Origin of the sequence: Sphingobacterium sp. B16(2022), assembly GCF_012030425.1 — a bacterium.
GTDB lineage: Bacteria > Bacteroidota > Bacteroidia > Sphingobacteriales > Sphingobacteriaceae > Sphingobacterium > Sphingobacterium anhuiense.
Map to the genome: position 1 here is coordinate 849,577 of NZ_JAAUVN010000002.1, position 25,159 is coordinate 874,735.

The window sequence follows — 25,159 nt, forward strand, 5'->3', positions numbered from 1 at the left end:
ATGTTGAAATTAGTAGTGATATTTTTGTTTTTGGCTGTTTCTCATCTCGGTGTTTTGGGACAGGAGTTAGCTTATGAGTTACCAAAGAAAACAAACCAGGTTAAAAGTCCTGTACTATCGCTCAACGGAGAGTGGCAGTTTCAATTTGATAAGCAATCCGATTGGGCACCAATACAAGTACCTGGGGAAGCCGTGATGCAAGGGTATGGAATAGAACATGATAAATCATTTTTTTATAAAAGAAAGTTTACGCTTCCAAAAGACTTTAAAGGGCAAAAGATCGTCTTGCGGTTTGATGGTGTCTATAGTCAAGCGACATTAAGTATTAATGGTAAAGTGATCAGAACGCATAAAGGAGGATTTACACGCTGGGAAACCGATATCACTCCTTATGTTAATTTTGATAAGGAAAATGAAGTTTTTCTGGAAGTTCAAGATAAACTGGATGATATATCTTACGCTTCGGGGTATGCACATCATCCGATTGGAGGGATATTAAGAGATGTTACCCTATTTGCAACTGCTGTAAATAGCATACATGATTTTGGTGTTGAAACAGATTTGGATCAGCATTTTAAAGATGCTGTCTTAAAATTAAATTATACGTTGCAAGAGGCGCAAGGTGTTACTGTTCATTATGCATTATATGATAGTAAGAATAAACTCGTTCCCGAGTCTGAACAACAATTTGTGGTAAACAAAGGTCACAATAGCAATAGTTTTCCAATAGCTAATCCTTTGAAATGGGATGCTGAACATCCTAATCTTTATCGTCTTGATGTTAAAATTAAAAAAGACGGTAATGATACGTATGCGTTTAGTAAAGCGATCGGATTTCGTGAAGTTAAGATTATTGAAGACCAGATGTTTGTGAATGGGAAACCTGTTAAATTAAGAGGGGCTAATCGTCATGATGTTCATCCTACTTTAGGTCGTGTTAGTGTACCTTACTACGATAGTTTGGATGTTAAATTGTTTAAAGATGCTCATATTAATTTTGTAAGAACTTCACATTATCCGCCATCAGAACGATTTGTTGAGTTCTGTAACCGCTATGGAATTTATGTAGAAGTAGAAACAGCTGTTTGTTTTGTTGATACTTATAGACAAAAGAATTATGCACCTGGCTCTACTCAAAATGATGCTAATCATACGGATCAATATCTGAGCCAATGCCGCGAAATGGTCAATACTTTTAGAACACATCCATCGGTTATTATCTGGTCTATTGGAAATGAATCTATCTACGGAAGTAATTTCAGAAAAAGTTGGGATTTGGTTAAAAATGCTGATCAAACCAGGCCTGTTATCTGGAGTTATCCAGGATCGCAATCTAGTGATGCGAAGATTTATGAAATATTAAGTATGCACTATCAGGATGTTAATGGTAATCTGACACAGTTTGGAAAGACAACTAAAGGATATGAAGGACATGGTATACCAGCTTTGTTTGATGAATGGGCACATCCTGCTTGTTACACGTATCAGACCTTACGAGATGATCCGAATATCAGAGAATTTTGGGGAATCTCGATGGATATGATGTGGGGAAGATTATTTCCGACCAAAGGTGGATTGGGTGGTGCAATTTGGGGATATGTAGATGATACCTTTAATATTCCTCAAACCTTGAAAAAAGGTACACCATTTTGGAATGAATTTGCAAAATCTGCAAAGCCGGAAGGATATCAAGGTCATGCTGTAGGATATGGAGAATGGGGTATTGTAGATGTCTGGAGAAGGCCCAAACCTGAATTCTGGTCGACGAAGAAAGCACAGTCTCCTATTCGGATCTTGAACGAAGGAAAGGTTGTGAAAAATTTTGCAGCACAACAGCAAATAAAATTTGATGTATACAATAGATATGATCACACCAATCTTAATGAAGTAAAATTAGCATATACTTATGAAGGACGTACGAAGACAATTGGATTGCCTTCCATTGAACCCCATGCTAAAGGACAATTTGAATTACCGGCGGAAGAATGGAAAGAGGGGAGATCGGTACGCTTAAACTTTATTGATCAGGATGGTCGTGTAGTTGATACTTACGAATACTATTTTGGTGAACGACCTATCGATATGCCTGAAGCTTCACATAAAGGAAAACTTAAACTTGTGGAAAATAAAGAAAATTTTATCATCAAGGGACATAATTTTGAAATACCTATTTCGAAGGAAACAGGGTTGATTGAAGGTGCAACTACTAATGGGAAGGTGTTTATTGAAAAGGGGCCTTTCTTGAATATGGATGTAAACCTGAATCATTTAACGGGCGCAGAGGTTAGAAAAAGCGCGAACAAATATTTGATTTACGATAAAGATTGGAAGGAGACCTCTGTGAAATGTGAAATTAAAGATGGTGTTGCGTTACTTGCTATTGCTGGAACTTATCAAGGATTACAAGTATATTTTGATATTGTGATCAAGTCTGGAGGAGAAATGACGACTAATTACCGTACTGCTGGAGAACCTAACGGCTATCTAAGAGAGGTTGGTATAAAATATTATATGCCAAATGATCTGGACCGTTTGAATTGGAAAAGAGATGGATATTGGAATTACTATCCTGAAGGAGAATTTGCCGGAAATGAAGGGAGTGCTGATCTTTATAAAAGTAAACAGGCTGCATATGGTGAGAAACCTACTCAAGGGTGGGACCAGGATACGCACAATTACTATTACTGGTCGGATAAAGGCGCTAGAAGTGAGCATCCTTTGACCAACAAAGCAAAAAGTATGAAAGAGAATACTTTTTATTATACACTTTCTTCTGGTAAATCAACCCGGGTTTCTGTGATAGCACCAAAGGGTGATGTTGCTTGTCGAATAGACCGTATGGAAGGTGAGCAAGTTATACTGTTTGTCAATAATAAATGGGATTATCCTGAAATCGCATGGGGGAACTATTGCAAAACGTTAGAAGCGTCTCCATGTAACGGTGCTATAACCTTAAGATTTTAATTATAAAATTAACTACATATGTTAACTTGGATTGATCAATTGATTTATGTTCTGTACTTCATTCTTGTGGGTGGATATGGATATTATATCTATAAGAAAAAGGAGACGTCTGGCTCTTTAAGTCATGATTTTTTCCTCGCAGAGGGATCATTAGCATGGTGGGCGATTGGAGCGTCCATCATTGCTTCTAATATATCTGCAGAACAGTTTATTGGGATGTCCGGCTCCGGATTTGCCTTGGGTATTGCAATTGCTTCTTACGAATGGATGGCAGCCCTAGGATTGATCATTGTCGCGATATTCTTCTTGCCCATTTATCTGAGGAACAAGATTTATACGATGCCTGAATTTCTGAGGAAGCGGTTTGATAACCGGGTGAGTATGATCATGGCTGTGTTTTGGGTGCTGGTATATGTTTTTGTTAATCTCACTTCGATCCTATATTTGGGAGCTTTGGCAATACATGCAATTGCGGATATTCCATTTGTGTGGTGTATCTGGATTTTGGCCATATTGGCTGGGTTTATTGCATTAGGCGGAATGAAAGTCATTGGTTATACGGATGTAGTACAGGTAGTCCTGTTAATTATCGGTGGCTTGACCACAACTTATATTGCGCTTAGTTTAGTTGCAGATGCTGAAGGATTGTCAGGGTGGTGGAATGGATTGAAAGTATTGAAAGCAGAGGTGCCTTCTCATTTTCATCTGTTTATTGAAAAAGGACAATTGACTAAACCTGATGGTGGTGATGCTTACATGGATCTACCGGGGTGGTCGGTACTTATAGGTGGTATGTGGATTATGAATCTTTCTTATTGGGGTTGTAATCAGTATATAACGCAACGGGCATTAGGAGCTAAAAATCTAGCCACTGCGCAACAGGGTATGTTGTTTGCCGCATTTATGAAATTACTGATGCCTTTGATTGTTGTTTTACCAGGTATTGCTGCATTTTATCTATATCAGAGTGGGAATAATCCGCTATTTCAAAACGGTATGATGGACGGAGATATCGTTAAGCCTGATAAAGCGTATCCATTACTGTTATCGATTTTGCCTACTGGATTTAAAGGAATGGCTTTTGCCGCATTGACGGCAGCTATTGTAGCTTCATTAGCTGGGAAAGTGAATAGTATTGCTACAATTGTATCGCTGGATATTTATAAAAATACGCAAACCAAACCGATTGAGGAGTCTTTTTTAGTCAAATTGGGTAAAATCTCGGTTGTAGTTTCGCTATTTATTGGAGCTTCATTAGCACCATTATTAAGTAATCTAGATCAAGGGTTTCAATTTATTCAAGAATTTACCGGCTTTATAACACCTGGTGTACTGGCTATTTTCTTAATGGGTATTTTAACAAAATGGACAACTTCTAACGCCGCTATTGGTGGAGCGCTATCGACTTTCTTTTATTCGATTTTGTTTAAAAATGTATGGTTGGATCAGATGCCTTTTATGAATCGTATTCTTGTGGTTTTTGTCTTTACAGTGATCACGATGACGGTCATTAGTGTCTTTGATAAGAAAAGAAAAAATCAGCAGGCATTGATCTTGGAGAAGGAAATGTTTGTGGTGTCAGATTTGTTTAAAGTGGTTAGTTTGTTAATTATAGGCGTGTTGACCGCCTTGTATATCGTTCTTTGGTAATCAATAATAATAGCAATAATAAAAAATATAAAATGGAGACAAATTTGCAAGTAGAGTGGAACAATGACAAGGAATTATTCGCGCTGATCCGCAGAGAATTATTTACAGCAGTCATTGGTGATATTATGGATAAGATGGGGATGTACCATCAGTTTTTACCACCAAATATCCGTTCCATTCGTGACGATATGTTTGTTGTAGGAAGAGCAATGACTGTATTGGAAGCCGATGTAAGTTCATTGGGAGAGTCAACATCTAAAAATCCGGTTCTAGCTAAAACCTTTGGTTATATGCTGGAAGCTTTGGATGATCTTAAAGAGGATGAAATCTATATTTGTAGTGGTTCATCACCGAGCTATGCACTATGGGGCGAGATTATGAGTGCACGAGCAAAAATGCTGGGTGCTGCAGGTGCTATTGTAAATGGCTATTCTAGAGATACGAATGGTATATTAGCACTAGATTTCCCTTGTTTCTCAATGGGTAATTATGCACAGGATCAAGCTCCTCGTGGTAAGGTGATTGATTGGAGAGTGCCAATATGCATCAACAATATTATGATTCAAGATGGAGATATTTTAATCGGAGATATTGATGGTGTTTGTTTGGTGCCGAAGGAGCATGAAGTCGAAGTTTTTACTCGGGCATTGGAAAAAGCTCGAAGTGAAAAAGTTGTTCTGAAAAAGGTTTTAGAGGGTATGGGTGCTAAGGAAGCTTTTGATACCTATGGTATCATGTAATAAGCTTTTTGTTACTCATCAAAGATCGATTTTTCTAAAATTATACATAAACCGAGCGTGTGAGCTCAAGATGTAATGTTATTCCGATGAATATAAAAAAGATTAACGCAGTAATGGTTGTGCTGCTACTGGGGTTTGGACACTTGGGTCTAGCGCAGCAAAGTGCTAACATAAAAATACTTTCTCCTTTACCTGCGAAGGTGGAAGGTATCGATCAACCGCATATCTCATTAAATGGAGTATGGTCCTTTCGGGTTGAAAATGGAAAACCTGCGACTATAAAAGTTCCTGGTGAATGGGAAATGCAAGGATATGAGGTTAAAGCGGGTGAAAAAGCGGTTTATGAAAAACAGATTTCTATTCCCGAATCTTGGAAAGGTAAACGTATTGCTCTAAAATTTGATGCTGTTAGTTCAAATGCTGTGGTGAAAATGAATGGGCAATATATAGGAGAACATGAAGGAGGTTTTGTTGCTTTTGAAATGGATGTTACGAAAGCAGTGAAGTCTGGTACTAACGTCTTGACTGTTGAGGTACGTGCCAATACGATCAGTGATATTCTTTCGTGTGTGTCCCAGTACGCAGCGCATACGGTTGGCGGTATTTTGAGGAAAGTGACTTTATTTGCGCTTCCTGAGACTCATGTTGCTGATTTAGATGTGGAGGTTAAATTTGATCCTAAATATCAAGATGCTAAACTTCATTTGCAGGCACTTGTGGCTAATAACACATCCGGAAATCAAGATCTAGCTATTCAATATACGCTAAAAGATAAAAGTGATAAAACTGTTTTTGAAAAGAAAACAGCTAAAAAATCGGCGACAGGAAATCAGACAATACCGTTTGATCTGGATATTCAGATATCAAAGCCTAAGCATTGGACTGCTGAAAGTCCGTATTTGTATGAATTGACTACTTCATTGTTGAATGGAACTCAAGTGGTACAATCGAATATACAAAAAGTTGGTTTCCGTGACATTAAGATTCGAGGTAATGAACTTTTGGTTAATGGTCGTCCGGTTAAGTTGAAAGGGGTAAACCGTCATGCTGTACATCCGTTAATGGGTAGAGCATCTGATCCAGTTTTGGATAGAAAAGATGTTGAAGTATTTTTAGCGGGTAATCTCAACTATATCCGTACTTCCCACTACCCACCTTCGGAAGAGTTTTTAAATGCGGCAGATGAACTGGGCTTGTATGTTGAAAGTGAATCGGCTCTAAACTGGATACAGCACCACGCTTCACCTATCTGGCGTCATTGGAATTATCAAGATCCGAAATTTTTGCCTACAATGCTACGTGCAAATATGGATAATGTCGTGAGTAATAGAAAGCATCCATCTATCATCTTCTGGTCATTGGGTAATGAGTCTAGGTGGAGTGACTTATGGGCTGAAGTAAATAAGACCGTAAAAGCGTTGGATAAAACCCGACCTACTGTATTTCATGATCAAACTTGGGGAAGTTTTAACAATGCTGGTAGTAAAGCTGATATTGCTAATTATCACTATCCTGGAATCAATGGACCAAAGGCTACAGATACAATGAGCAGACCTACTTTGTTTGGTGAATACGCCCATTTATCGGATTATAATAGAAGAGAACTATTGACGGACCCAGGGGTAAGAGATGCATTTAATGCACCAATGGTCACTTATTTTGACTCGATGTATGTTCATAAAGGGAATTTGGGCGGAGCAATTTGGAGTGGTATTGATGATACTTTCCATATGCCGGATGGACGAATTGTAGGTTATGGACCTTGGGGACCAATTGATGGCTGGAGAAGAGAAAAACCAGAATATTTTGGGATGAAAAAAGCCTATTCTCCAGTACGTATTTCTAATTTGAAAAGTAATTCCAATAATATCACCTTCGATGTTGAAAATCGTTATGATTTCCGTTCATTAAAAGATGTGGAAATAAAAGTGATGGTTGATGGTAAATTAATTCCGGTAACTTCTAATCTGCAAGCTCGTTCAGCAGGTAAACTTGTTGTCCCAAATGCTTCGGGTGTATTCAATAAGGTTGAAATTATCGTCAATGATGATCGTGGTTTTGAGGTTGAACATGAGATTTTTGAAACGCCAAAAGTAGTAACAGTAAATGGAACAGCTAAAGCGTTAGCTTTGAAACAGGATTCGGCATTTGTTTATATTACCCAAGGAGATGTTGTGTATACCATCAGCAAAACTTATGGATTAATGACTGCTGCTAGAACTTCTGGTGAACAAGTCCTTTCCAAAGGACCATCTGTGGCGATTATCGCTGCAAATGCTGAGGATGGTGGAAAACCAAATGTAGCAGGGGAGACGTATCAAAATAATATATACCCGATCAAGCATTATGAGCAATACACTTTGTTTGCTACACAGGTACAGGCTCGGGATGATAAAGATAGTATCGTTGTCGATTTGGATCTGACGTATCAACAAGGTACAGGTAAACAACAGTTCATTTTTACAAAAGAAGGTCTGTTTAAAACAAACTATGAGATGAATTATCAGGATGGTGAAGTTTCTGTTTATCAATATGGTTTAATGTTAGAACTACCTTTGCACTATGATGAACTTAAATGGTCTAGAAAAGGAGATTTCTCTTATTATCCAGAAAATCATATTGGTCGTAATAATGGTGTAGCGAAGTTAAATGCGAACAACGTATATGAGGTTGAAGCGCATGGCGAGCCGGTTGCGAAAGCTTGGAAAGATGATGCAAATACGATGGGATCAAATGATTTTAGGTCTACAAAGGCTAGGGTGATAACCGCTTCTTTAACGACTGTTGATCGTAAACAGGTGAATCTATTAGCTACAGGCAAGCAAGCTTCCCGTACCTGGAAACAGGATGAACATATTCAATGGTTAGTTGCTGATTATACAAATAGCGGTTCTGAGCCCTTTTATGGAAGTCCCTTTACAGACGGTCGGATTACGCTTAAAAAAGGTGATGTGATAAAAGGTAGTATGATCTTACAGATTGATTAATACGTAACTTTATATAGAAAAATAGGCATAAACTCTCTTTAGAAGAGTTTATGCCTAAATGAATGAAAATGGACTAGTTTTATAGTTCTTAAAAATTAAGAAAAGTGTAACGAGCTGAGGATGTCGTTGAAAAAAATAGACTCATAAATAATATATTCAAATGAAAATAGTTGATGTAAAAGTCTGGTTGGTAGAGGGAGTAAAATACAACTGGACACTATTAAAAATTTATACGGATACAGGTCATACTGGTGTTGGGGAAGCAACAAATTGGCCAGGAAGTCCTTTGGTGTTTGAAGCAGCAAAACATGTAGGTCAGCGTATAATCGGTTTAGATCCGATGCGGACTGACTTTATATGGACAAAGCTCTACCGCGATTTAAATTGGGTTGGTCCCTACGGTGCTAGTATGTGTGCCATCAGTGGAATAGATATGGCGCTCTTGGATTTAAAAGCTAAAGTGTTAGGAGTGCCTTGTTACGAATTGTTGGGAGGCGCTTTCCGTAAAGATATTTTGCTTTATGCTAATTATTGGTTCACTGGTGGTGGACATAATGGCGAAGATTATGCCGCACAAGCGCTTAAAGTAAAAGAAGTTGGTTTTACCGGCCTTAAATTTGATCCATTTGCGCATACTAATTATTTATATGGAGAAGATCTTGCTCCTAATTTAACCTTGACTTCGGAGCAACAGGATTTAGCATTTAATGTGAGTAAAGCTGTACGTGATGCCGTTGGTCCTGATTTTGATATTATGATCGAGACACATGCGATGTTGAATTATCGGGTTGCAGTGAAGATGGCACAACGTCTATCAGCATTAGATATTACCTGGTATGAAGAACCTGCAGGTCCGGAAAGTGCGGATACTTTACGAGCTATGCGTGAACGGATTCCTTCAAACGTATCTATTTGTGTCGGTGAACGTCACTATACAAGACATGGTATCCGACCTGTTTTAGAAAAAAATATCTGTGATATTATGATGCCCGATATTACCCGTTGTGGAGGACCATCCGAAATGAAGCGTATGGCAACGATGATGGAGGCTTATAATGTTTTGTTAGCGCCACACAATCCAAATGGACCTTTGTCGACATTGGCAAGCGCACATGTATGTGCTTCTGTTCCTAACTTCTTTAGACAGGAATTTATGTTTAACGATGTTGCTTGGAGAGATACTGTTATCGATCATCCAATTGCGGATATGGTTCAAAATGGTGTTCTATCTTTAAGTGACAGACCTGGACTGGGAGTGGATCTGGTAGAAGAGGAAATGGAAAAACATCCAGGAATATTAGAACCAAGACCTGGATTTTACGTTTAATAGTTACGATGGCATTATCAATTGATTTAAAAGGGAAGACTGTATTAGTCACGGGAGGGATATCTGGTATTGGACTTGGTACTTCTATCCTATTTGCTCAAGCCGGAGCTCGCGTTATTGTATGCGCAGAGCAACCTGCTGATGGAGTGCAGGTACAATACTATCGACAACAGATGAAGGTCTATACTGATGATGCAATTTATTATCAGGTGGATTTAACCAAGGCTATAGAGATTCAACTGTTCGCAGATGAGTTGGTTCAAAGTTATGGAAAACTTGATGTGGTCGTTTCTAATGCAGGAATGAATGTGTTTGATACTGTTGAAAACTGTGATCAGGAAAAATGGGATCTCAATCAACATCTTAATCTTGAATCACACTGGCAGGTGGGAAAAAAAATGAAACCATTACTAGATCAAGCTGATCAAGGTGTTTTTATTATCATGACATCTAATCATGCTTATTCTTCTATGAAAGGTTGTTTTCCATACAATGTAGCTAAAGCAGGGTTATTGGCTATGGTGAAGGCCATGGCTATTGAATGGGCTCCTCATATTCGTACTGTAGGTATTGCTCCTGGTTTTATTGATACACCTGGAAATCAAAAATGGTTTGATTCTTTCGATGATGCGGACAAAGCAAGAGCTTCTACCGTTGCGCTTCATCCTGTGAAACGTTTAGGAACCCCTGAGGAAATCGGTGCTTGGTGTGTGTTTTTAGCGAGCGATTATGCAGCGTTTGCGAATGGAACGACCTACCTTATTGATGGTGGCAGAAGTGCTTTGATGCAAGACTAAGGGAACGGTTGGAATGCATAAGATTATACATCTTTATGATATTTTAGTATATGGTAAAGGATTGGATAAGATGGTAGTTTTACTCATCTGATCCAATCCTTTTACGTTTAATCGGATTTAAGATAACACCATCTAAGTGATAAACTGAGTTTAGTAAACTCAAACATAATTATATTCTAATGAAAAATGCACAATTATTGGTCAAATCAACCTGTCAATTAGGAGAAAGTATTTTATGGGATAAGCGTAATGCTAGTATCTATTGGGTTGACATCTTAGGTAAACAAATTTATAAACATAAGTTTGGTGGTGAACAGACGAGTATCTGGAATTTGGATGACTATGTCAGTAAAATTGTATTGAATGATCGTCACGGTTTTATCTTAGGTATGCAGGGGATGTTGGCATCTTGGGAAGAAGCTACAAATATAGTAAAACCTATTATTGATATTCCACACGAGAATGGTCAGATCCGAACAAACGATGGTGGTCTGGATCCGGACGGTAATTTTTGGATCGGAACAATGCATATGGATGCCATTTCTGGGCGTGGAAAGTTATATTGTTATAAAGATCAAAAACTGCATGTCATGCTTGATGCGGTCTCTATACCTAATGGAATTGTATGGAGCGGGAAATTACCCTATACTTATTTTATTGATACTTTTACTAATGAAATACGTCGGTATGATTTTACAAAAGATACTAATGAAACTGCTCATTATGATGTGTTGGTTAAAATTCCATCGGAATACGGTTCTCCGGATGGTATGTGTATAGGTCCTGATGGAAACTTGTGGGTTGCCCATTGGGGAGGGTACGGCGTATACTGTTGGGATATAAATACAGGAAAGCTTTTAGATAGAATATATGTTGATGCACCCCATGTTACTTCTTGTGTTTTTGGCGGATCTAATAATCAAGATTTGTTTATTTCAACGGCAAAAGTAGGACTAGACGAACAGCAACTTTTGAAATACCCTAATAGTGGTTCGGTGTTTCATTATAAAATTTCATAATAAAAAATGAATGCGACTTATCATACTCTATGAAAGTGTGATAAGTTGTATTTCGTTTTATCAATCAATGCTTATTGATTGATTTGCTCGGTCGGTATGTAGTATTGCTGACGATAAATTTTGGGAGTAATGCCCATTTCTTTGTTAAAACTTCTTGAAAAATGATAAGGATCAAAATACCCTAACTTAAAAGCGATTTCTTTTATTTTATAGGATGAATATTTTAGATATTGACATGCTTGTTCGAGTCGGATCCGATTATAATATGTCATTGGTGAGCTATTCATCTTTTCTGTAAAAAGTCGTGTAAGATGTGAAGACGAATAACCTATCAAGTTAGATAATTCCTGAAGTGTTAGCTTTTTTTCTAAATTTTCTTTCATAATTGCAATGCACTTATTCATGATATTTTCGCTATTCAGACGACTATTACGAAGATATTGCTCTTGATACTTTAAGGATGCTAAGAAGTAAAGAAGTGTAAAACTAATATAATCCAATGTCTCTGCATGATAACCAAATTTCAAATTTTCATAAATATTATGAAAAAGATCCAGGCTGTGTTTTTTACTCTGTGGACCTGTATTTTTTAATGCAAGTGGTTTACCTTTTAAGGATTGAACTAATCCACTATCTTCTCCTTTGAAATGTAACCAATAGATGCTCCATGGATTGCTATCTCTACTTCCGTAGCTATGTGCCTCGCCTGCAGGTATAAGGTAATAGGTATCCGCTGATAAATGTACTGTTCTATTTTCATGTGTTACCCATCCCATACCCTCCGAACAATAGATGAGAATATGTTCGTTGCATCCCTGATCTCTGTTTCTAAGATGATACCTAGCTTCAGGATAATAGCCAATATGGGTAATAAATAGATTTTTTTTAGCTGGTAGCAGTTTCTGCATTTGTAGAATATCCAATGGTAATGCTATCGCTTCTTCTCCTTTAAATCCTTCAGAAATAGAAATTTTTTTAGTCATAATTAGTCGGATTGTTTTCGATGGTTATAACATGTCTTTACAATTTAAACTAGAGGTACAAGCTATTTTATGAATAATTTTCAAATCTTCAATATGCAATTTTGAAGCGCTTAAATCTATATTTTCATCATAATAGGGGCCCTAGTTATAAAGGTGTATTTATTAGGGATTATTGTTACCTTTGGTAATATGCTTATAATCGTTTTGCTTTACCAAAGATAATGTTGGTTTAACATGAATAGATAGCGTAAATTTTCATTTACATGGATTATTTTCTTTTATAAATTTGAAATGAAGAAATTTGAAAATAAAAAAGATGGCTTTGATGGCGAGGTGTGCGTTGTCGTTCCCCCAATTGTTGTTAAACAGAATAGTTTGGAAAAAATTTCTGGTAATTTTTACATTACAGATATTGGTTATTTTCCAAAAGCAAGGTTTCATTATCGCCAACGAGAAGAAGGATGTATGCAACATATTCTGATCCATTGCGTGGATGGGAGAGGAGAAGTTTCTATTGGCAACGACTTATACCATATCCAGGCGAATGAATATATTTTAATTCCGGCCAATACTGCACATACCTACCAAGCGGATCATAATAATCCATGGACAATTTACTGGATACATTTTAATGGTAGAAATGCCGGAGATATTGTGGATGGTATATATAAGAATGTTTTGCTTAACAAAAATTCATTTGTCTTTGGAGAAGAAATGAAATCTATTTTTGAGAAGATGTACACATTACTTTTAAAAGGATATGGTCGTGAGATTATGGAATGTCTAACGATGACTTTACCTTATTTTTTAAGTGGATATCTTCATCGTGAGATTTCTAGTAATTGGCAACTGGAGAATAAAGGGGATATTATAAATAGCTCCATCTTATACCTTAAAACTAATTTTAGCACAAAAATTAGTTTAAAAGATATTGCTGCTAATAGTAATCTTTCTGTTTCACATTTTTCAAAGCTCTTTAAAATGCGTACTGGTTATTCTCCGATTGAATATCTAAATCACCTTAAAGTACAGAAAGCCTGTTATATGTTGCAGTTTTCGGATAGTAGGATATCGGAGATTTCATTCGATCTCGGTTTTGAGGATCAATATTATTTTTCAAGACTTTTTAAAGATCATATGGGTGTATCGCCTTCTCACTATCGTAACAGTGTTAAATTGGATGAGAATATAATCCATTAATTCACACGAATTATACATCCTTAAGTTTGTATCTCTTTCTAATTTAGTCATTCTAAAACCAAGTTTATGAATGCTAGAGAAAGTAAGGTATTATTATATAGTTTGATTGCCTCTTTAGGAGGCCTGCTGTTTGGCTTTGATATTGCCATCTTTTCGGGGACTATACCTTTTATTGTGCCACATTTTAACCTTGAACCTGATCAGTTGGGCTGGGTGGCAAGTTGTTTGTACGTTGGTTGTATCTTTGGGGCTATGGCTTTTGGAAGAATCGCACAGCGATTAGGAAGAAAGCCTTCTTTAATTCTAGTATCCCTCATTTTTATTGTATCATCTATTTTCATGGGAATAGCCAATACCGTTGATAGTATTATCTTTTGGCGTATTGTGGCGGGGTTTAGTGTCGGCGGAGCTTCTATTCTGTCACCACTTTATATTGCGGAAATAAGTCCGCAGAAGATCCGTGGTAAAATGGTTTCCTTAAATCAGATGGCTATTGTAATTGGAATTTTGTTGGCATATCTGTCCAATTATTTTCTTTCAGGAATAGAAGGGAATTGGCGATGGATGTTTATAAGTGGTGCAATTCCTGCAACCGCTTTTTTGATCGCATCATTTTTCTTTCCGGAGAGTCCAAAATGGCTGATTTATAAGGGTAGACTTGCCGAAGGTAAACGTATTCTTGAAAATACCGTAGATGAGAAGGAATTGGTTAATGAGCTGGAATATTTACAGAGTCAAAATACGAAGGGAAAAGATTCTATCGGCGCGATCTATCGCTCCATCTTTCAAAAACCACATTCTTTTTTGTTACTGATAGCTATCGTAATCGCTGTTTTTCAGCAAATATCGGGCGCTAATGCGGTCTTGTTTTATGCACCAATTATTTTTGAAAAAGTTGGTATGGACGTTGAAAATCAATTGTTAATACAGATTTTGATTGGTTCGGTCAATCTGTTGTTCACATTGGTTGCTATTCGAACAGTCGATAAAGTTGGACGAAAAAAACTGATGATGATAGGTGCAGGTACCATGGCAATTTTATTGCTCTTGATTGGGCTTTCTTTCCAAGGTGATTTCATTCCTCAAAAATTTGTAAGTGTACTTGTTCTTCTTTTTATAGGAACATATGCGGCGACATTGGCACCGGTTACCTGGGTTATTATTGCTGAAATTTTTCCATTAAGAATAAGAGAACAGGCCATGTCCATTGCTTCTGCCTTTTTGTGGGTTGCATGTTTCGGAATTACTTATGTTTTTCCAGTCATGATTGCCACATTGACCACATTTCAGACATTTACCATATTCGGTGGTTTATGTGCGATCTATTTCTTATTCCTGTGGCTTTATGTGCCAGAAACTAAAAATAATCGGGTCTAACATCATTGAGATGTTTTAATTGGTGAAAATTTAAACTCCATGAGTTGAAAATGTATTTAGCCTTCAGACGCTAAAGAATTATATAAATATTAATAAACAAGCACACATTATTTTAATGAACGAAGTAAAAGATAAAGTCGTCATCGTCACGGGGGCAGGGAAAGGTATTGGAGAGGGTATTGCAACATACTTCGCTGCATGTGGTGCTAAAGTCGTCATCGCTACCATTAACAATCAGGAAGGTGAAGATCTACAAAAAAAACTGACTGATAAAGGTTATCAGGCTTATGCTGTACAAACTGATGTTTGTTCTGAAGAGAGTGTGATCAATATGATTGCAAAGACAGAACAATTTTTTGGATCGATCGATATATTGATCAACAATGCGGGTATTACGTTGTTTAAATCAATTTTGGAGGCTACAATAGAGGACTGGGATCGTGTTATTAATACGGATTTGAGAGGTGTATTTTTGTGTACTAAGTATGTTGCCCAGAGTATGATAAAGCACGCTAGCCATGGATCAATTATTAACATATCTTCTAATCATGCTTTCAGAACTTTGCCCGATACAGAAATGTATGCAGCAGCTAAAGGCGGGGTCAATGCCATGACAAGAAGTATGGCGCTAAGTCTCGGGAAATATGGAATCAGGGTTAACTGTGTATGTCCAGGGTTTACGGATACATACCACTATCAAAACTGGTTGGCTGATAAGGATAACCCATCACAAGTCGAGGCTGATGTTGTTAAATTGCATGCAACTGGTAAAATTTCGACACCATTAGATATTGCTCATATGGTTGCGTTTTTAGCTGGCGAAGCAAGTTCTAATATAACAGGAGGTGAATTTATGGTTGATGGAGGATTGACTGCTGGTCTTTATCATGCGGATAAATTTTAATGTATGAAAATAATAGCATACGAGCTTTTTAAAGTACCACCGAGATGGTTGTTTTTAAAAATCGTCACAGACGAAGGGATAATCGGCTGGGGTGAACCTGTTTTAGAAGGTAAGGCAGATACTGTAAGTGCCGCAGTGCGTGAGCTTATGGATACACTTATCGGTAAAAATCCGATGGATATTGAAGACCACTGGAATATGATGTATCGAGGTGGGTTTTACCGTGGGGGACCTATTCTCATGAGTGCAATAGCAGGCATAGATCAAGCACTTTGGGATATTAAAGGTAAATTTTATAATGCACCAATTTATGAATTGTTGGGAGGGAAATGCCGTACCGAGATTGAAGTTTACTCATGGGTAGGTGGCGACGAACCACAGGTTATTTTGGAGGAAATTCAAAAGGTGGTTGATCTCGGTTTTCGAACTATAAAAATAAATGGCACCAATAGAATGCGCTATTTGGATTCTTATGCTGAAATCGATGCGCTTTTGGAGCGGATGGCTTTGATAAGAGAGCGCTTTGGTCATCAGATCAATGTCGGAATTGATTTTCATGGTCGGGTACACAAACCAATGGCTAAGATATTGGTTAAAAAATTGGAAGAGTACAATCCTATATTTATTGAAGAGCCACTGCTTTCTGAAAATATGGAAGGCATAGAGCAATTGGCAAAATTGACCCATATTCCTATTGCACTAGGAGAGAGACTTTTTTCACGCTGGGATTTTAAGCGGGTATTGGAGAGTAGAGCTGTTGATATTATCCAGCCTGACCTTTCTCATGCTGGAGGGATTACGGAATGCCGTAAAATTGCGTCTATGGCGGAGGCTTATGATGTGGCAGTGGCTCCTCATTGTCCTCTAGGACCTATAGCACTTGCTGCCTGTCTGCAATTGGATGCTGTGGCTCACAATGCTGCGATACAGGAGCAGAGTCTAGGTATTCATTACAACACTTCTAACGATCTTCTCGACTATGTCTCGAATAGTGAGGTTTTTTCATATGAAAGAGGGATGGTAAAGATACCAAGTGGTCCCGGATTAGGTATCACGGTTGATGAAGATTATGTTAAAAAGATGAGCTTGATTGGTCATGACTGGCATAATCCAATATGGAGAAATGAGGATGGTTCAATAGCCGAATGGTAGTTTATAGCAAATAAGATTATGAGTTTTAAAGAGAAATTGAAAAATAAGGAAGTGGTGATCGGACCATTTTCTAAGACCTCTGATGCGGGGATGATTGAAGCGATGGGATATGCGGGTTTTGATTTTATAATCATTGATTTGGAACATGGACCTAATGATGTTTTAAACGCGCAAAATTTGGTTCGAGCGGCTGAGATATCAAATACGTTTCCTATTATCCGTGTTGCTGAAAATGGCCCAACGGAGATTGGAAAAGCACTAGATATTGGTGCAAGGGGAGTGCAAGTTCCACAGATCACAAATGCTTCTGAAGCAAAGCAAGCTGTTCAGTATGCTAAATTTGCACCATTGGGTATGCGTGGGGTTTGCCGTTTTGTACGTGCCGCCGCGTATTCCAATACAGACCGATTTGAGTACTTTAAATCTGCAAATGATAACTATTTGATTTTGCAACTGGAAGGGACTGAGGCCATTCAAAATGTGGATGAAATTATTGAAGTGGAAGGTGTTGATGTAATTTTTATAGGTCCCTATGATCTGTCTCAGGCTTTGGGTGTGAGCGGTCAGATCAACCATCCTTTGGTACTGGAAAAGATGAAAGTTATTATTGATAAATGTCGGACAAAGGGATTAGCAACCGGTGTATTTACGGATAACTTGAAAGATGCTAAATCGTGGATCCAATTAGGTGTCAATTATATTTCTTATTCGGTAGATGTCGGCATCATTCAACAAGCTTCGAAAGCGATTTTACAGGAGTTAACTTCTAGGGATTAACATGTAAGTATGGCTAAATATCCGATTCTTATTTAATAGGATTCCAGTCTTACTGGATGAGGATCGGTTTGCTCGTAAATTTTTTTCAGTATAATTCTGATAAACCTAATCGTAATAGTGGGGGTAAATAGAAACCTTTTTTAAAGGTTATCCCTTCTTCATCAATGTGCCAATATTGAGATTCGATTGACAAAAGTTCGAATTATTAGTCTATTTGCCTCACAGTAATGCCATTGAATCTAGAAGCGAATTTCCCTTGGAGTCATTTTTTTTGCTTCATGCTTCACATTAATCTAATGTTAAATTCTACAACTTTAGGTTTTTTTCTTTCATTTTAATAGTATTTCATATGGTGTTATATCTCATTTTTCAATAAGGGGTAATATAGTATGTAATGTGGCTAGTAAAGTTTGAGTATTTCATTTTTGTAATAAACATCTTTGTTTAAACCAATTATGAGATTACAAATATGTATCCATACAGACTGACCAATTTATTTTCACTTTTAATACTTCATGCCATTAAAGGTACTTGGAGACTATATGCCAGTTTTAGTGTTCTCTTATTTCTAGTAAAATTAACATGCGCTTCTCCTCCTATCTGATGAAAAATACGATTAGCTCTATTCTTGGATGCATCTATATTATAAATGAACTAGCATAAATCTACATCTTAAACGTCTTCGTAAATAATGCTTTTTTGTAAATATTAATCTTTAATTATTTGATTTTTATCTTGTTGTGTTTTTTTTTTTTATGCAAGGTTGTTTTGAACAAAATGAAGATAGCTGATTTGTTTCAGTGTGAAGAGTAGGAACTAAAGGGATTGGTAATAATATTATACACAAATTATAAAAAGAAAGGGGGTAAATGAATAAATCGTGGTAAGTGAATTATGATAATTAAATAAACCAATAATTAAAACCAAATCAATTAACTTATAAATTTAAAATTATGAAGAGAGTACTACTCTTGTATTTCTATATTCTATTAGTATTTAAAGTTTTTCCTCAAGAAACTTTGAGTATTAGTGGTACCGTGAAAAGCGATTTAAATGAAACATTACAAGGAGTTACTGTTTCTGTGATCGGACAAAAGGTAACAGTCATCACAAATGCACAGGGGGCCTTTACAATAAAGGTGACAGACCCCAAACTCGCTAAGTTGAGATTTTCATATGTAGGTTTTACAACTAAAGAAATAGCTGTTGGAGAGACGACAGATTTTAACATTATACTTGAAAAAAGTGATGCAACAGCTATGGATGAAGTGACTGTTGTGGCATTTGGAAAAGCTAAAAAAACTTCAATTACAGGATCTGTTGTTTCAATCCGAGCGCAAGATTTGAAGGGGCCGAGCAGCAATTTGACGACCGCCTTGGCTGGAAAAGTACCAGGTATCATTGCCTTTCAACGGTCTGGGGAACCAGGTCAAGACAATGCTAACTTTTTTATTAGAGGAGTTGGAACATTTGGTGCAGGTAAGCAAGATCCTTTAATCTATATTGATGGTATAGAAAGTACTCCTACAGATCTTGCACGTCTAAATCCAGATAATATTGAAAATTTTTCAGTTCTGAAAGATGCTGCCGCAACTGCCTTATACGGTTCTAGAGGTGCGAATGGGGTATTGTTATTGACGACAAAGAATGGTGAATTAGGAAAAACAAAAATTAACTTTCGATTGGAAAATAGAATTTCTGGGAATACAAAAAGTTACAAGTTAGCTGATAATATTACCTATATGCGTTTAGCAAATGAGGCCGTGTTAACCAGAGATATTTTAGGAGCTCCGCCTTATGATCCTAATAAAATTGAAAATACAGCCGCAGGTAAAGATCCTTTATTGTATCCTAATAATGATTGGATGGACTTGCTTATAAAAGATTATACACACAATTTTGCTGCTAATTTAGACGTGAGAGGTGGAAATGAAAAAGCGATGTATTTTGTTAGTTTCACATATGATGAAAATAATGGTTTGTTAAAAGAAGCTAAGTTAAATAACTTTAAAAGTAATGTTAAAACACAGGCCTACTCACTACTATCCAATATCACAATCAACTTTACAAATACTACAAAAGCAACGATAAGTGTTAGGGGAGTATTTGATTCTAATAATTCACCAAGGGGAGGAGGTGCAAGAATATTTACGCTTGCAAATTCTGCGAATCCGGTAGCTTTTCCAGTTCTTTATGATCAAAGTTTTTTACCGTATGCCCAACACCCATTATTTGGTAGTGCATTAACACCTAATTCGACAAACACTTTATATACAAATCCATTTGCGACTTCAGTGTCAGGTTTCCAGCAGTTTAATAGGTCGCAATTAATTCCGAAAATTGAAATTTTTCAAGGTCTAGAAAAGCTCACTGAAGGACTTAGCGCCAGGGTGATGGCTTACACACAACGCGATGCTGATTTTACTTTAGCAAGAGGATATAGTCCATTCTTTTATCAACTCAGACAAATTGGTGGAGAGAATATCCTTAGCTTATTAAATCAAACCACACCGGGACAACCTCAGATTGGGCAGCCGCCTACCGAGTATTTAACTTATGAACCTGGTGCTAAAAATGTCTCAACGATTATTTATGGCGAAGGTGTGCTTGATTATAGAAGAACGTTTAAAGATAAGCATACCATTGGAGGCCGGGTTATCAGTACGATTCGATCATCCCTTAATGGTAATGCAAATTCCTTACAGTTATCACTTCCAAAGCGAAATCTGAACTTAATGGCACAAACTAATTATTCATTTAAGGATAAATATACCGCAGAATTTTCTTTCGGATATAATGGATCTGAAAGGTTTTCAGATCGTAAGCGATTTGGATTCTTTCCTGCAATCAGTGGTGCATGGATCATCAGTAAAGAGAAATTTTTAGCAGATTCAAGAATCATCAATAACTTAAAACTTCGTGCTAGTTATGGTAAAATAGGTAACGATCAAATTGGTGAGGATGCCGATCGTTTCTTTTATTTATCAGAAGTTAGTCTTAATGCAGGAGAGAAGGGATATACATTTGGAGAAAATTATGGATATTTTCGACCGGGTATAAGTACCTCTCGATATGCGAATAGTGAAATTTCTTGGGAAGAGTCTGAGCAAAGTAACATAGGAATAGAAGCAACACTTTTTAAAGACTTCGATTTGACCATTGAGGCATACAAGCAGGAGCGTTCAAGTATCCTCCTGACGAGGACTAATATACCAACGTTAGTGGGTCTTCAAGCTCCTGCAAGAGCAAATATTGGAAAAGCAAGCAGTAAAGGAATAGATGCAAATATTAGTTTTACACGCTATTTTGGAACTGATTTTTGGATGAAACTAATGGGCAATCTCACTTACGCAACTAGTAATTTGATTTTCAATGAGCAGCCGATGTATCCTGATGGTTTAACTCATTTAGATCGTCTTAATAAACCTGTTAATCAAATTTATGGTTTGATTGCAGAGCGATTGTTTACCGATGAAGTTGAAGTTAGAAATTCTCCGACACAAAGTTTTGGTTTATACGGTGCTGGGGACATCAAATATCGTGATATCAATGGTGATGGTAAAATTAGTAATCTTGATATAGTTCCTATTGGGCTTCCGACTGTACCCGAAATCATTTATGGATTTGGCGGGTCTTTTGGAGTTAAGCAATTTGATTTTAGCTTTTTCTTCCAAGGATCAGGCAGATCTTCTTTTATGATCAATGCCAACTCTAATCGAAATGATGCAGGTGATGTATTGGGGATATCTCCTTTTGTAACGGTAGGTGGTTCACAATCTGGACTATTAGATGTTATTGCTCAAAATCACTGGAGTGAAGATAATCGTGATCCTTATGCATTTTGGCCACGTCTAAGTAGTGAAGTGATACAAAATAATGTTCAAAGTTCTACTTGGTGGTTACGTCGTGGTGATTTTTTAAGACTAAAACAAGTTGAATTGGGATACAATTTCTCGGAACGAATAGCTAAAAGAATCGGTTTATCTAATCTTCGATTATATGGGAGTGCTTTAAACCTATTGACCATGAGCAGTTTTAAGATTTGGGATGTCGAAATGGCTGGCAATGGGCTTGGTTATCCTTTACAGCGTGTGTATAATTTTGGAATAAAAGTCATCTTATAGACGTATTTGATATGAAAAATAATTTAAATATAAAAATGCAGTACAAGCGAGTGTTTGTGTCAGTAATGATTTTAATGTGTATCATGATTATTTCAGGATGCACAAAATATTTAAATGTTGCACCTGATAATTTACCTCGAGTAGAAAATGCTTTTGCACTTAGGAGTGAAGCAGAAAAGTACTTATTTACTTGTTACTCTTATATCCCTGATGAGGGAAGTACTGCATCGAATCCGGCTTTTTTAGGAAGCGATGAGATGGTCGCGCCTTTAGTTAGTCGATCTAATAGTTTAGCGGCAAACCTACCTAGAGGAAATCAAAACGTAGTGGATCCTTATTTTAACAATTGGGATGGAAAGAATGGTGGTGTTCCTTTATTTCAAGCGATACGTGATTGTAATATTTTTATAAAAAATATGCAAGATATGAGTAAGGTGCCCGATATAAACCTAGATGAACGAAATAGATGGATAGCTGAGGGACAATTTTTGAAAGCTTATTATCATTTTATTTTGATGCGTGCTTATGGACCAATTCCCATCATGGAAGTAAGTCCTGAGATTGATCAGCCGATCGAAACGATGAAACTTAGTCGTATGCCAATAGATAGTGTAACAAACTTTATTGTTAATTACATTGATTTGGCTGTGCCTAATCTACCCATAGCAATTGCTAATACCGTAAATGAACTGGGGCGGATAACAAGACCTGCAGCATTGATGTTAAAAGCTAAAGTTTTAATCTTAGCAGCGAGTCCATTGTTTAATGGAAATTCAGATTATACTAGTTTTAAAGACAAAAAGGGTCAGCAGCTGATAAGAGCTGATTATGACGCGAGCAAATGGGAAAAAGCCGTTCAAGCTTGTAAAGAAGCAATTTTAATCAGTGAAACAGCTGGAATAAAATTGCACAAATTTAATTCGGAACTGTTTAAGTTAAGTGATACAACAACTTATCAGATGGGTCTACGAAATGCTGTAAGTCAAAAATGGCAAAATTCAGAATTAATCTGGGGTAATTCTAATTCCAATACAAATTATACACAAGCGGTTACTGTGGGACATTTTGATGGTCGTTATGGTAGTAGTAATGGTGCAATTGCAGATGTGGGAGCAACAATGAAATTAGCAGATCTGTTTTATACTGCTAATGGGATTCCTATTGCCGAGGATAAAACCTTGCAATTTGCAGACAAGGGAGAATTGCGTACAGGAGTTAATAAGGAACGCTTTAATAATCTATTGAATTATCAATCTTCACGTTGGAACTTTGATCGTGAGAATCGTTTTTATGCAACACTAGCATTCGACGGCAGCATTTGGTACCAGGAAGGAAGCTTGACTCGAACCGATGAAAATACCTTTAATATACAGTCCAGATTAGGAGGTCCGAGCTCTGGAACACCCCTTCCTCCATCGGGATTTTTTTGTAAAAAATTAATTAACTGGAAGTTTATGTGGAGTGCTGATAATGGTATCAGTTATGAACGTTATCCATGGCCTAATATGCGATTGGCAGATTTGTATTTACTTTATGCTGAGGCACTAAATGAATTGTCTGGACCGAGCGATGAAGTGTATACCTATTTAAACCGAATCAGATCTAGATCAGGTTTGAAGAGTATCGAAGAAAGTTGGAGCAATTATTCTAATAATCCCACTAAGTATCAAAATAAAGAAGGACTGCGACAAATCATTAGACAAGAGCGAGGAATCGAACTAGCATTGGAAGGTAGTCGATTTTGGGATGTTAGAAGATGGAAAACAGCTTCTTTAGAAACAAATGGGAATGTGCAAGGATGGGATATATCACAAAGTTCACCTTCTTTATACTACCGTGTTTTGACATTTTATAGCCAGCGTTTTGTCGCTCCTCGTGATTATTTATGGCCGATTGCTGAAGACAACTTATTAGTTAACGAAAATCTAGTGCAAAATCCAGGTTGGTAATTCTATAATAATATGAAAAAGATTAAAAATATATTTTTCACCAGCATCATCAATTTAGGATTGATGATGCTGAATGGCTGCCAGAGCGATATTTTAAATGCTCCTATAGAAAATAATACTGCAAAACCAGATGTGGTGACCAATATAAAAGTAGAAAATAAAAGTGGGGCTGCTTTGTTGACTTACACCTTACCCTCTTCGGAAGATTTACTCTATATTAAAGCAGAATATGAAATTCGTCCTGGAGTAAAGAGAGAAGCAATCAGTACTTTTTATACGAATCAATTATTGGTTGATGGTTTTCATTCTACTAATGAACATCTGATCACTTTATATGCTGTTAGTCGTAGTGAGATTAAGTCTGATCCGGTAAAAGTGACCATTAAACCATTAAAATCACCTATTCAACGTGTTTTTGAAAGTTTAGCTATTATACCAGGTTTTGGAGGACCGAATATAAAATTTGAAAATAAAGATCGAGCACCTGTTGTTATTATTCCAATTATTAAGGAAAGTCAAGGACAAATAAAAAGTTTAGAAAAAATCTATACTCAAACTTCATCGGGTAATATAACATTACGTGGACAAGAAGCTATCGAAACCAATTTTGGATTTACAGTTTCGGATAAATTTGGAAATTTTACTGATACGGTTTATAAAAATATAACACCTTATAGCGAGGCCAAGTTGGATAGAACTAAATTTGCTGAGTTTCCGTTACCTGGAGATGCGGCCCTAGCGTATGGGACATTTGTGAGGTATTTGTGGGATGGTAATTACACTGGGGCTCGGTGGCCTTGTATATTTACTACAGAATCTGCAAGTACACCGCAAACTATTACAATTGATTTGGGCGTTACTAAAGCCTTAAGTAGATTGATATACTTCCCTAGAACTGAAGATGGAACTAATTTTTACAGAAGAGCTTGTATGAAAACATTTGAAGTTTGGGGAACAAATAATCCCTCATCCAATGGGAGTTTTGACAATTGGACGTTATTGGCCTTAAATACCATTGTTAAACCTTCTGGACTTCCTTCAGGTCAGGAAACTGCTGAAGATAAGGCGTATGCAGAGCAGGGCTGGAGTACGGAGTTTGAACCTGGATTACCTCCATTTAGATATATTCGAATAAAAAATCTTAAAAATTGGGAAAATACTTTCTCGATTATGGGTACACAAATTGAAGTTTACGGAAGCAAATAACAT

Annotated in this window: 16 protein-coding genes; 15 read left to right on the plus strand and 1 reads right to left on the minus strand. The window is 36.9% G+C overall.

Features of this window, described 5'->3' with window-relative positions:
- From HCX49_RS13770 to HCX49_RS13800, 7 genes are all read left to right on the plus strand, one after another.
- Complete coding sequence (locus tag HCX49_RS13770; RefSeq protein WP_206368472.1) at positions 1-2,964, plus strand: glycoside hydrolase family 2 protein; 2,964 nt, start codon at positions 1-3, stop codon at positions 2,962-2,964.
- A gap of 18 nt (positions 2,965-2,982) precedes the next feature.
- Positions 2,983-4,614, plus strand: a complete 1,632-nt coding sequence (locus HCX49_RS13775) for a sodium:solute symporter family transporter (RefSeq protein ID WP_168127406.1) — start codon at positions 2,983-2,985, stop codon at positions 4,612-4,614.
- Positions 4,615-4,646: 32 nt separating this feature from the next.
- Positions 4,647-5,354, plus strand: a complete 708-nt coding sequence (locus HCX49_RS13780; protein ID WP_132770214.1) for an RraA family protein — start codon at positions 4,647-4,649, stop codon at positions 5,352-5,354.
- Positions 5,355-5,440: 86 nt separating this feature from the next.
- Complete coding sequence (locus HCX49_RS13785) at positions 5,441-8,341, plus strand: glycoside hydrolase family 2 protein (protein ID WP_168127407.1); 2,901 nt, start codon at positions 5,441-5,443, stop codon at positions 8,339-8,341.
- A gap of 160 nt (positions 8,342-8,501) precedes the next feature.
- Entirely contained in the window at positions 8,502-9,668 is a 1,167-nt protein-coding gene (locus HCX49_RS13790) for a mandelate racemase/muconate lactonizing enzyme family protein (protein WP_168127408.1), read from the plus strand.
- Between the two features lie 8 nt (positions 9,669-9,676).
- On the plus strand, positions 9,677-10,465 hold the full coding sequence (locus HCX49_RS13795) for an SDR family NAD(P)-dependent oxidoreductase (protein ID WP_132842074.1): 789 nt from the start codon (positions 9,677-9,679) through the stop codon (positions 10,463-10,465).
- 179 nt (positions 10,466-10,644) lie between these two features.
- Positions 10,645-11,484 (plus strand): SMP-30/gluconolactonase/LRE family protein, encoded by an 840-nt coding sequence (locus HCX49_RS13800; protein WP_168127409.1) that lies wholly within the window; start codon positions 10,645-10,647, stop codon positions 11,482-11,484.
- A 71-nt stretch (positions 11,485-11,555) separates the two neighbouring features.
- On the opposite strand, the gene HCX49_RS13805 is transcribed toward HCX49_RS13800, so the two are convergent.
- Entirely contained in the window at positions 11,556-12,467 is a 912-nt protein-coding gene (locus HCX49_RS13805; RefSeq protein WP_168127410.1) for an AraC family transcriptional regulator, read from the minus strand.
- A gap of 291 nt (positions 12,468-12,758) precedes the next feature.
- On the opposite strand from HCX49_RS13805, the gene HCX49_RS13810 reads away from it, so the two are divergent.
- The 8 genes from HCX49_RS13810 to HCX49_RS13845 all read left to right on the plus strand — a co-directional run bounded on the left by HCX49_RS13810 (position 12,759) and on the right by HCX49_RS13845 (position 25,156).
- Positions 12,759-13,667 (plus strand): AraC family transcriptional regulator, encoded by a 909-nt coding sequence (locus tag HCX49_RS13810; RefSeq protein WP_168127411.1) that lies wholly within the window; start codon positions 12,759-12,761, stop codon positions 13,665-13,667.
- Between the two features lie 66 nt (positions 13,668-13,733).
- On the plus strand, positions 13,734-15,044 hold the full coding sequence (locus HCX49_RS13815; protein ID WP_132842078.1) for a sugar porter family MFS transporter: 1,311 nt from the start codon (positions 13,734-13,736) through the stop codon (positions 15,042-15,044).
- A 115-nt stretch (positions 15,045-15,159) separates the two neighbouring features.
- Positions 15,160-15,948, plus strand: coding sequence for an SDR family NAD(P)-dependent oxidoreductase (locus HCX49_RS13820; RefSeq protein ID WP_132842080.1), 789 nt, complete (start codon positions 15,160-15,162; stop codon positions 15,946-15,948).
- Positions 15,949-15,951: 3 nt separating this feature from the next.
- Positions 15,952-17,100, plus strand: a complete 1,149-nt coding sequence (gene dgoD, locus HCX49_RS13825) for a galactonate dehydratase (RefSeq protein ID WP_168127412.1) — start codon at positions 15,952-15,954, stop codon at positions 17,098-17,100.
- An 18-nt stretch (positions 17,101-17,118) separates the two neighbouring features.
- On the plus strand, positions 17,119-17,877 hold the full coding sequence (locus tag HCX49_RS13830; RefSeq protein ID WP_168127413.1) for an HpcH/HpaI aldolase family protein: 759 nt from the start codon (positions 17,119-17,121) through the stop codon (positions 17,875-17,877).
- Positions 17,878-18,830: 953 nt separating this feature from the next.
- Positions 18,831-22,001, plus strand: a complete 3,171-nt coding sequence (locus HCX49_RS13835) for a SusC/RagA family TonB-linked outer membrane protein (protein ID WP_168127414.1) — start codon at positions 18,831-18,833, stop codon at positions 21,999-22,001.
- An 11-nt stretch (positions 22,002-22,012) separates the two neighbouring features.
- Positions 22,013-23,950, plus strand: a complete 1,938-nt coding sequence (locus HCX49_RS13840) for a RagB/SusD family nutrient uptake outer membrane protein (RefSeq protein WP_206368474.1) — start codon at positions 22,013-22,015, stop codon at positions 23,948-23,950.
- Between the two features lie 12 nt (positions 23,951-23,962).
- Positions 23,963-25,156 carry a DUF5000 domain-containing lipoprotein gene (locus HCX49_RS13845; RefSeq protein WP_168127415.1) on the plus strand — a complete coding sequence of 398 codons (1,194 nt, stop codon included), beginning with the start codon at positions 23,963-23,965 and terminating at the stop codon, positions 25,154-25,156.
- Positions 25,157-25,159: the final 3 nt, after the last annotated feature.

Bases quoted from the DNA above. Each gene is read 5' to 3' on its own strand.
- HCX49_RS13800 (WP_168127409.1), top strand. From the start codon at position 10,645: ATGAAAAATGCACAATTATTGGTCAAATCAACCTGTCAATTAGGAGAA.
- HCX49_RS13805 (WP_168127410.1), bottom strand. From the start codon at position 12,467: ATGACTAAAAAAATTTCTATTTCTGAAGGATTTAAAGGAGAAGAAGCG.
- HCX49_RS13845 (WP_168127415.1), top strand. From the start codon at position 23,963: ATGAAAAAGATTAAAAATATATTTTTCACCAGCATCATCAATTTAGGA.
- HCX49_RS13795 (WP_132842074.1), top strand. From the start codon at position 9,677: ATGGCATTATCAATTGATTTAAAAGGGAAGACTGTATTAGTCACGGGA.
- HCX49_RS13835 (WP_168127414.1), top strand. From the start codon at position 18,831: ATGAAGAGAGTACTACTCTTGTATTTCTATATTCTATTAGTATTTAAA.
- HCX49_RS13785 (WP_168127407.1), top strand. From the start codon at position 5,441: ATGAATATAAAAAAGATTAACGCAGTAATGGTTGTGCTGCTACTGGGG.
- HCX49_RS13840 (WP_206368474.1), top strand. From the start codon at position 22,013: ATGAAAAATAATTTAAATATAAAAATGCAGTACAAGCGAGTGTTTGTG.
- HCX49_RS13830 (WP_168127413.1), top strand. From the start codon at position 17,119: ATGAGTTTTAAAGAGAAATTGAAAAATAAGGAAGTGGTGATCGGACCA.
- HCX49_RS13780 (WP_132770214.1), top strand. From the start codon at position 4,647: ATGGAGACAAATTTGCAAGTAGAGTGGAACAATGACAAGGAATTATTC.
- HCX49_RS13775 (WP_168127406.1), top strand. From the start codon at position 2,983: ATGTTAACTTGGATTGATCAATTGATTTATGTTCTGTACTTCATTCTT.
- HCX49_RS13820 (WP_132842080.1), top strand. From the start codon at position 15,160: ATGAACGAAGTAAAAGATAAAGTCGTCATCGTCACGGGGGCAGGGAAA.
- HCX49_RS13815 (WP_132842078.1), top strand. From the start codon at position 13,734: ATGAATGCTAGAGAAAGTAAGGTATTATTATATAGTTTGATTGCCTCT.
- dgoD (WP_168127412.1), top strand. From the start codon at position 15,952: ATGAAAATAATAGCATACGAGCTTTTTAAAGTACCACCGAGATGGTTG.
- HCX49_RS13790 (WP_168127408.1), top strand. From the start codon at position 8,502: ATGAAAATAGTTGATGTAAAAGTCTGGTTGGTAGAGGGAGTAAAATAC.
- HCX49_RS13810 (WP_168127411.1), top strand. From the start codon at position 12,759: ATGAAGAAATTTGAAAATAAAAAAGATGGCTTTGATGGCGAGGTGTGC.
- HCX49_RS13770 (WP_206368472.1), top strand. From the start codon at position 1: ATGTTGAAATTAGTAGTGATATTTTTGTTTTTGGCTGTTTCTCATCTC.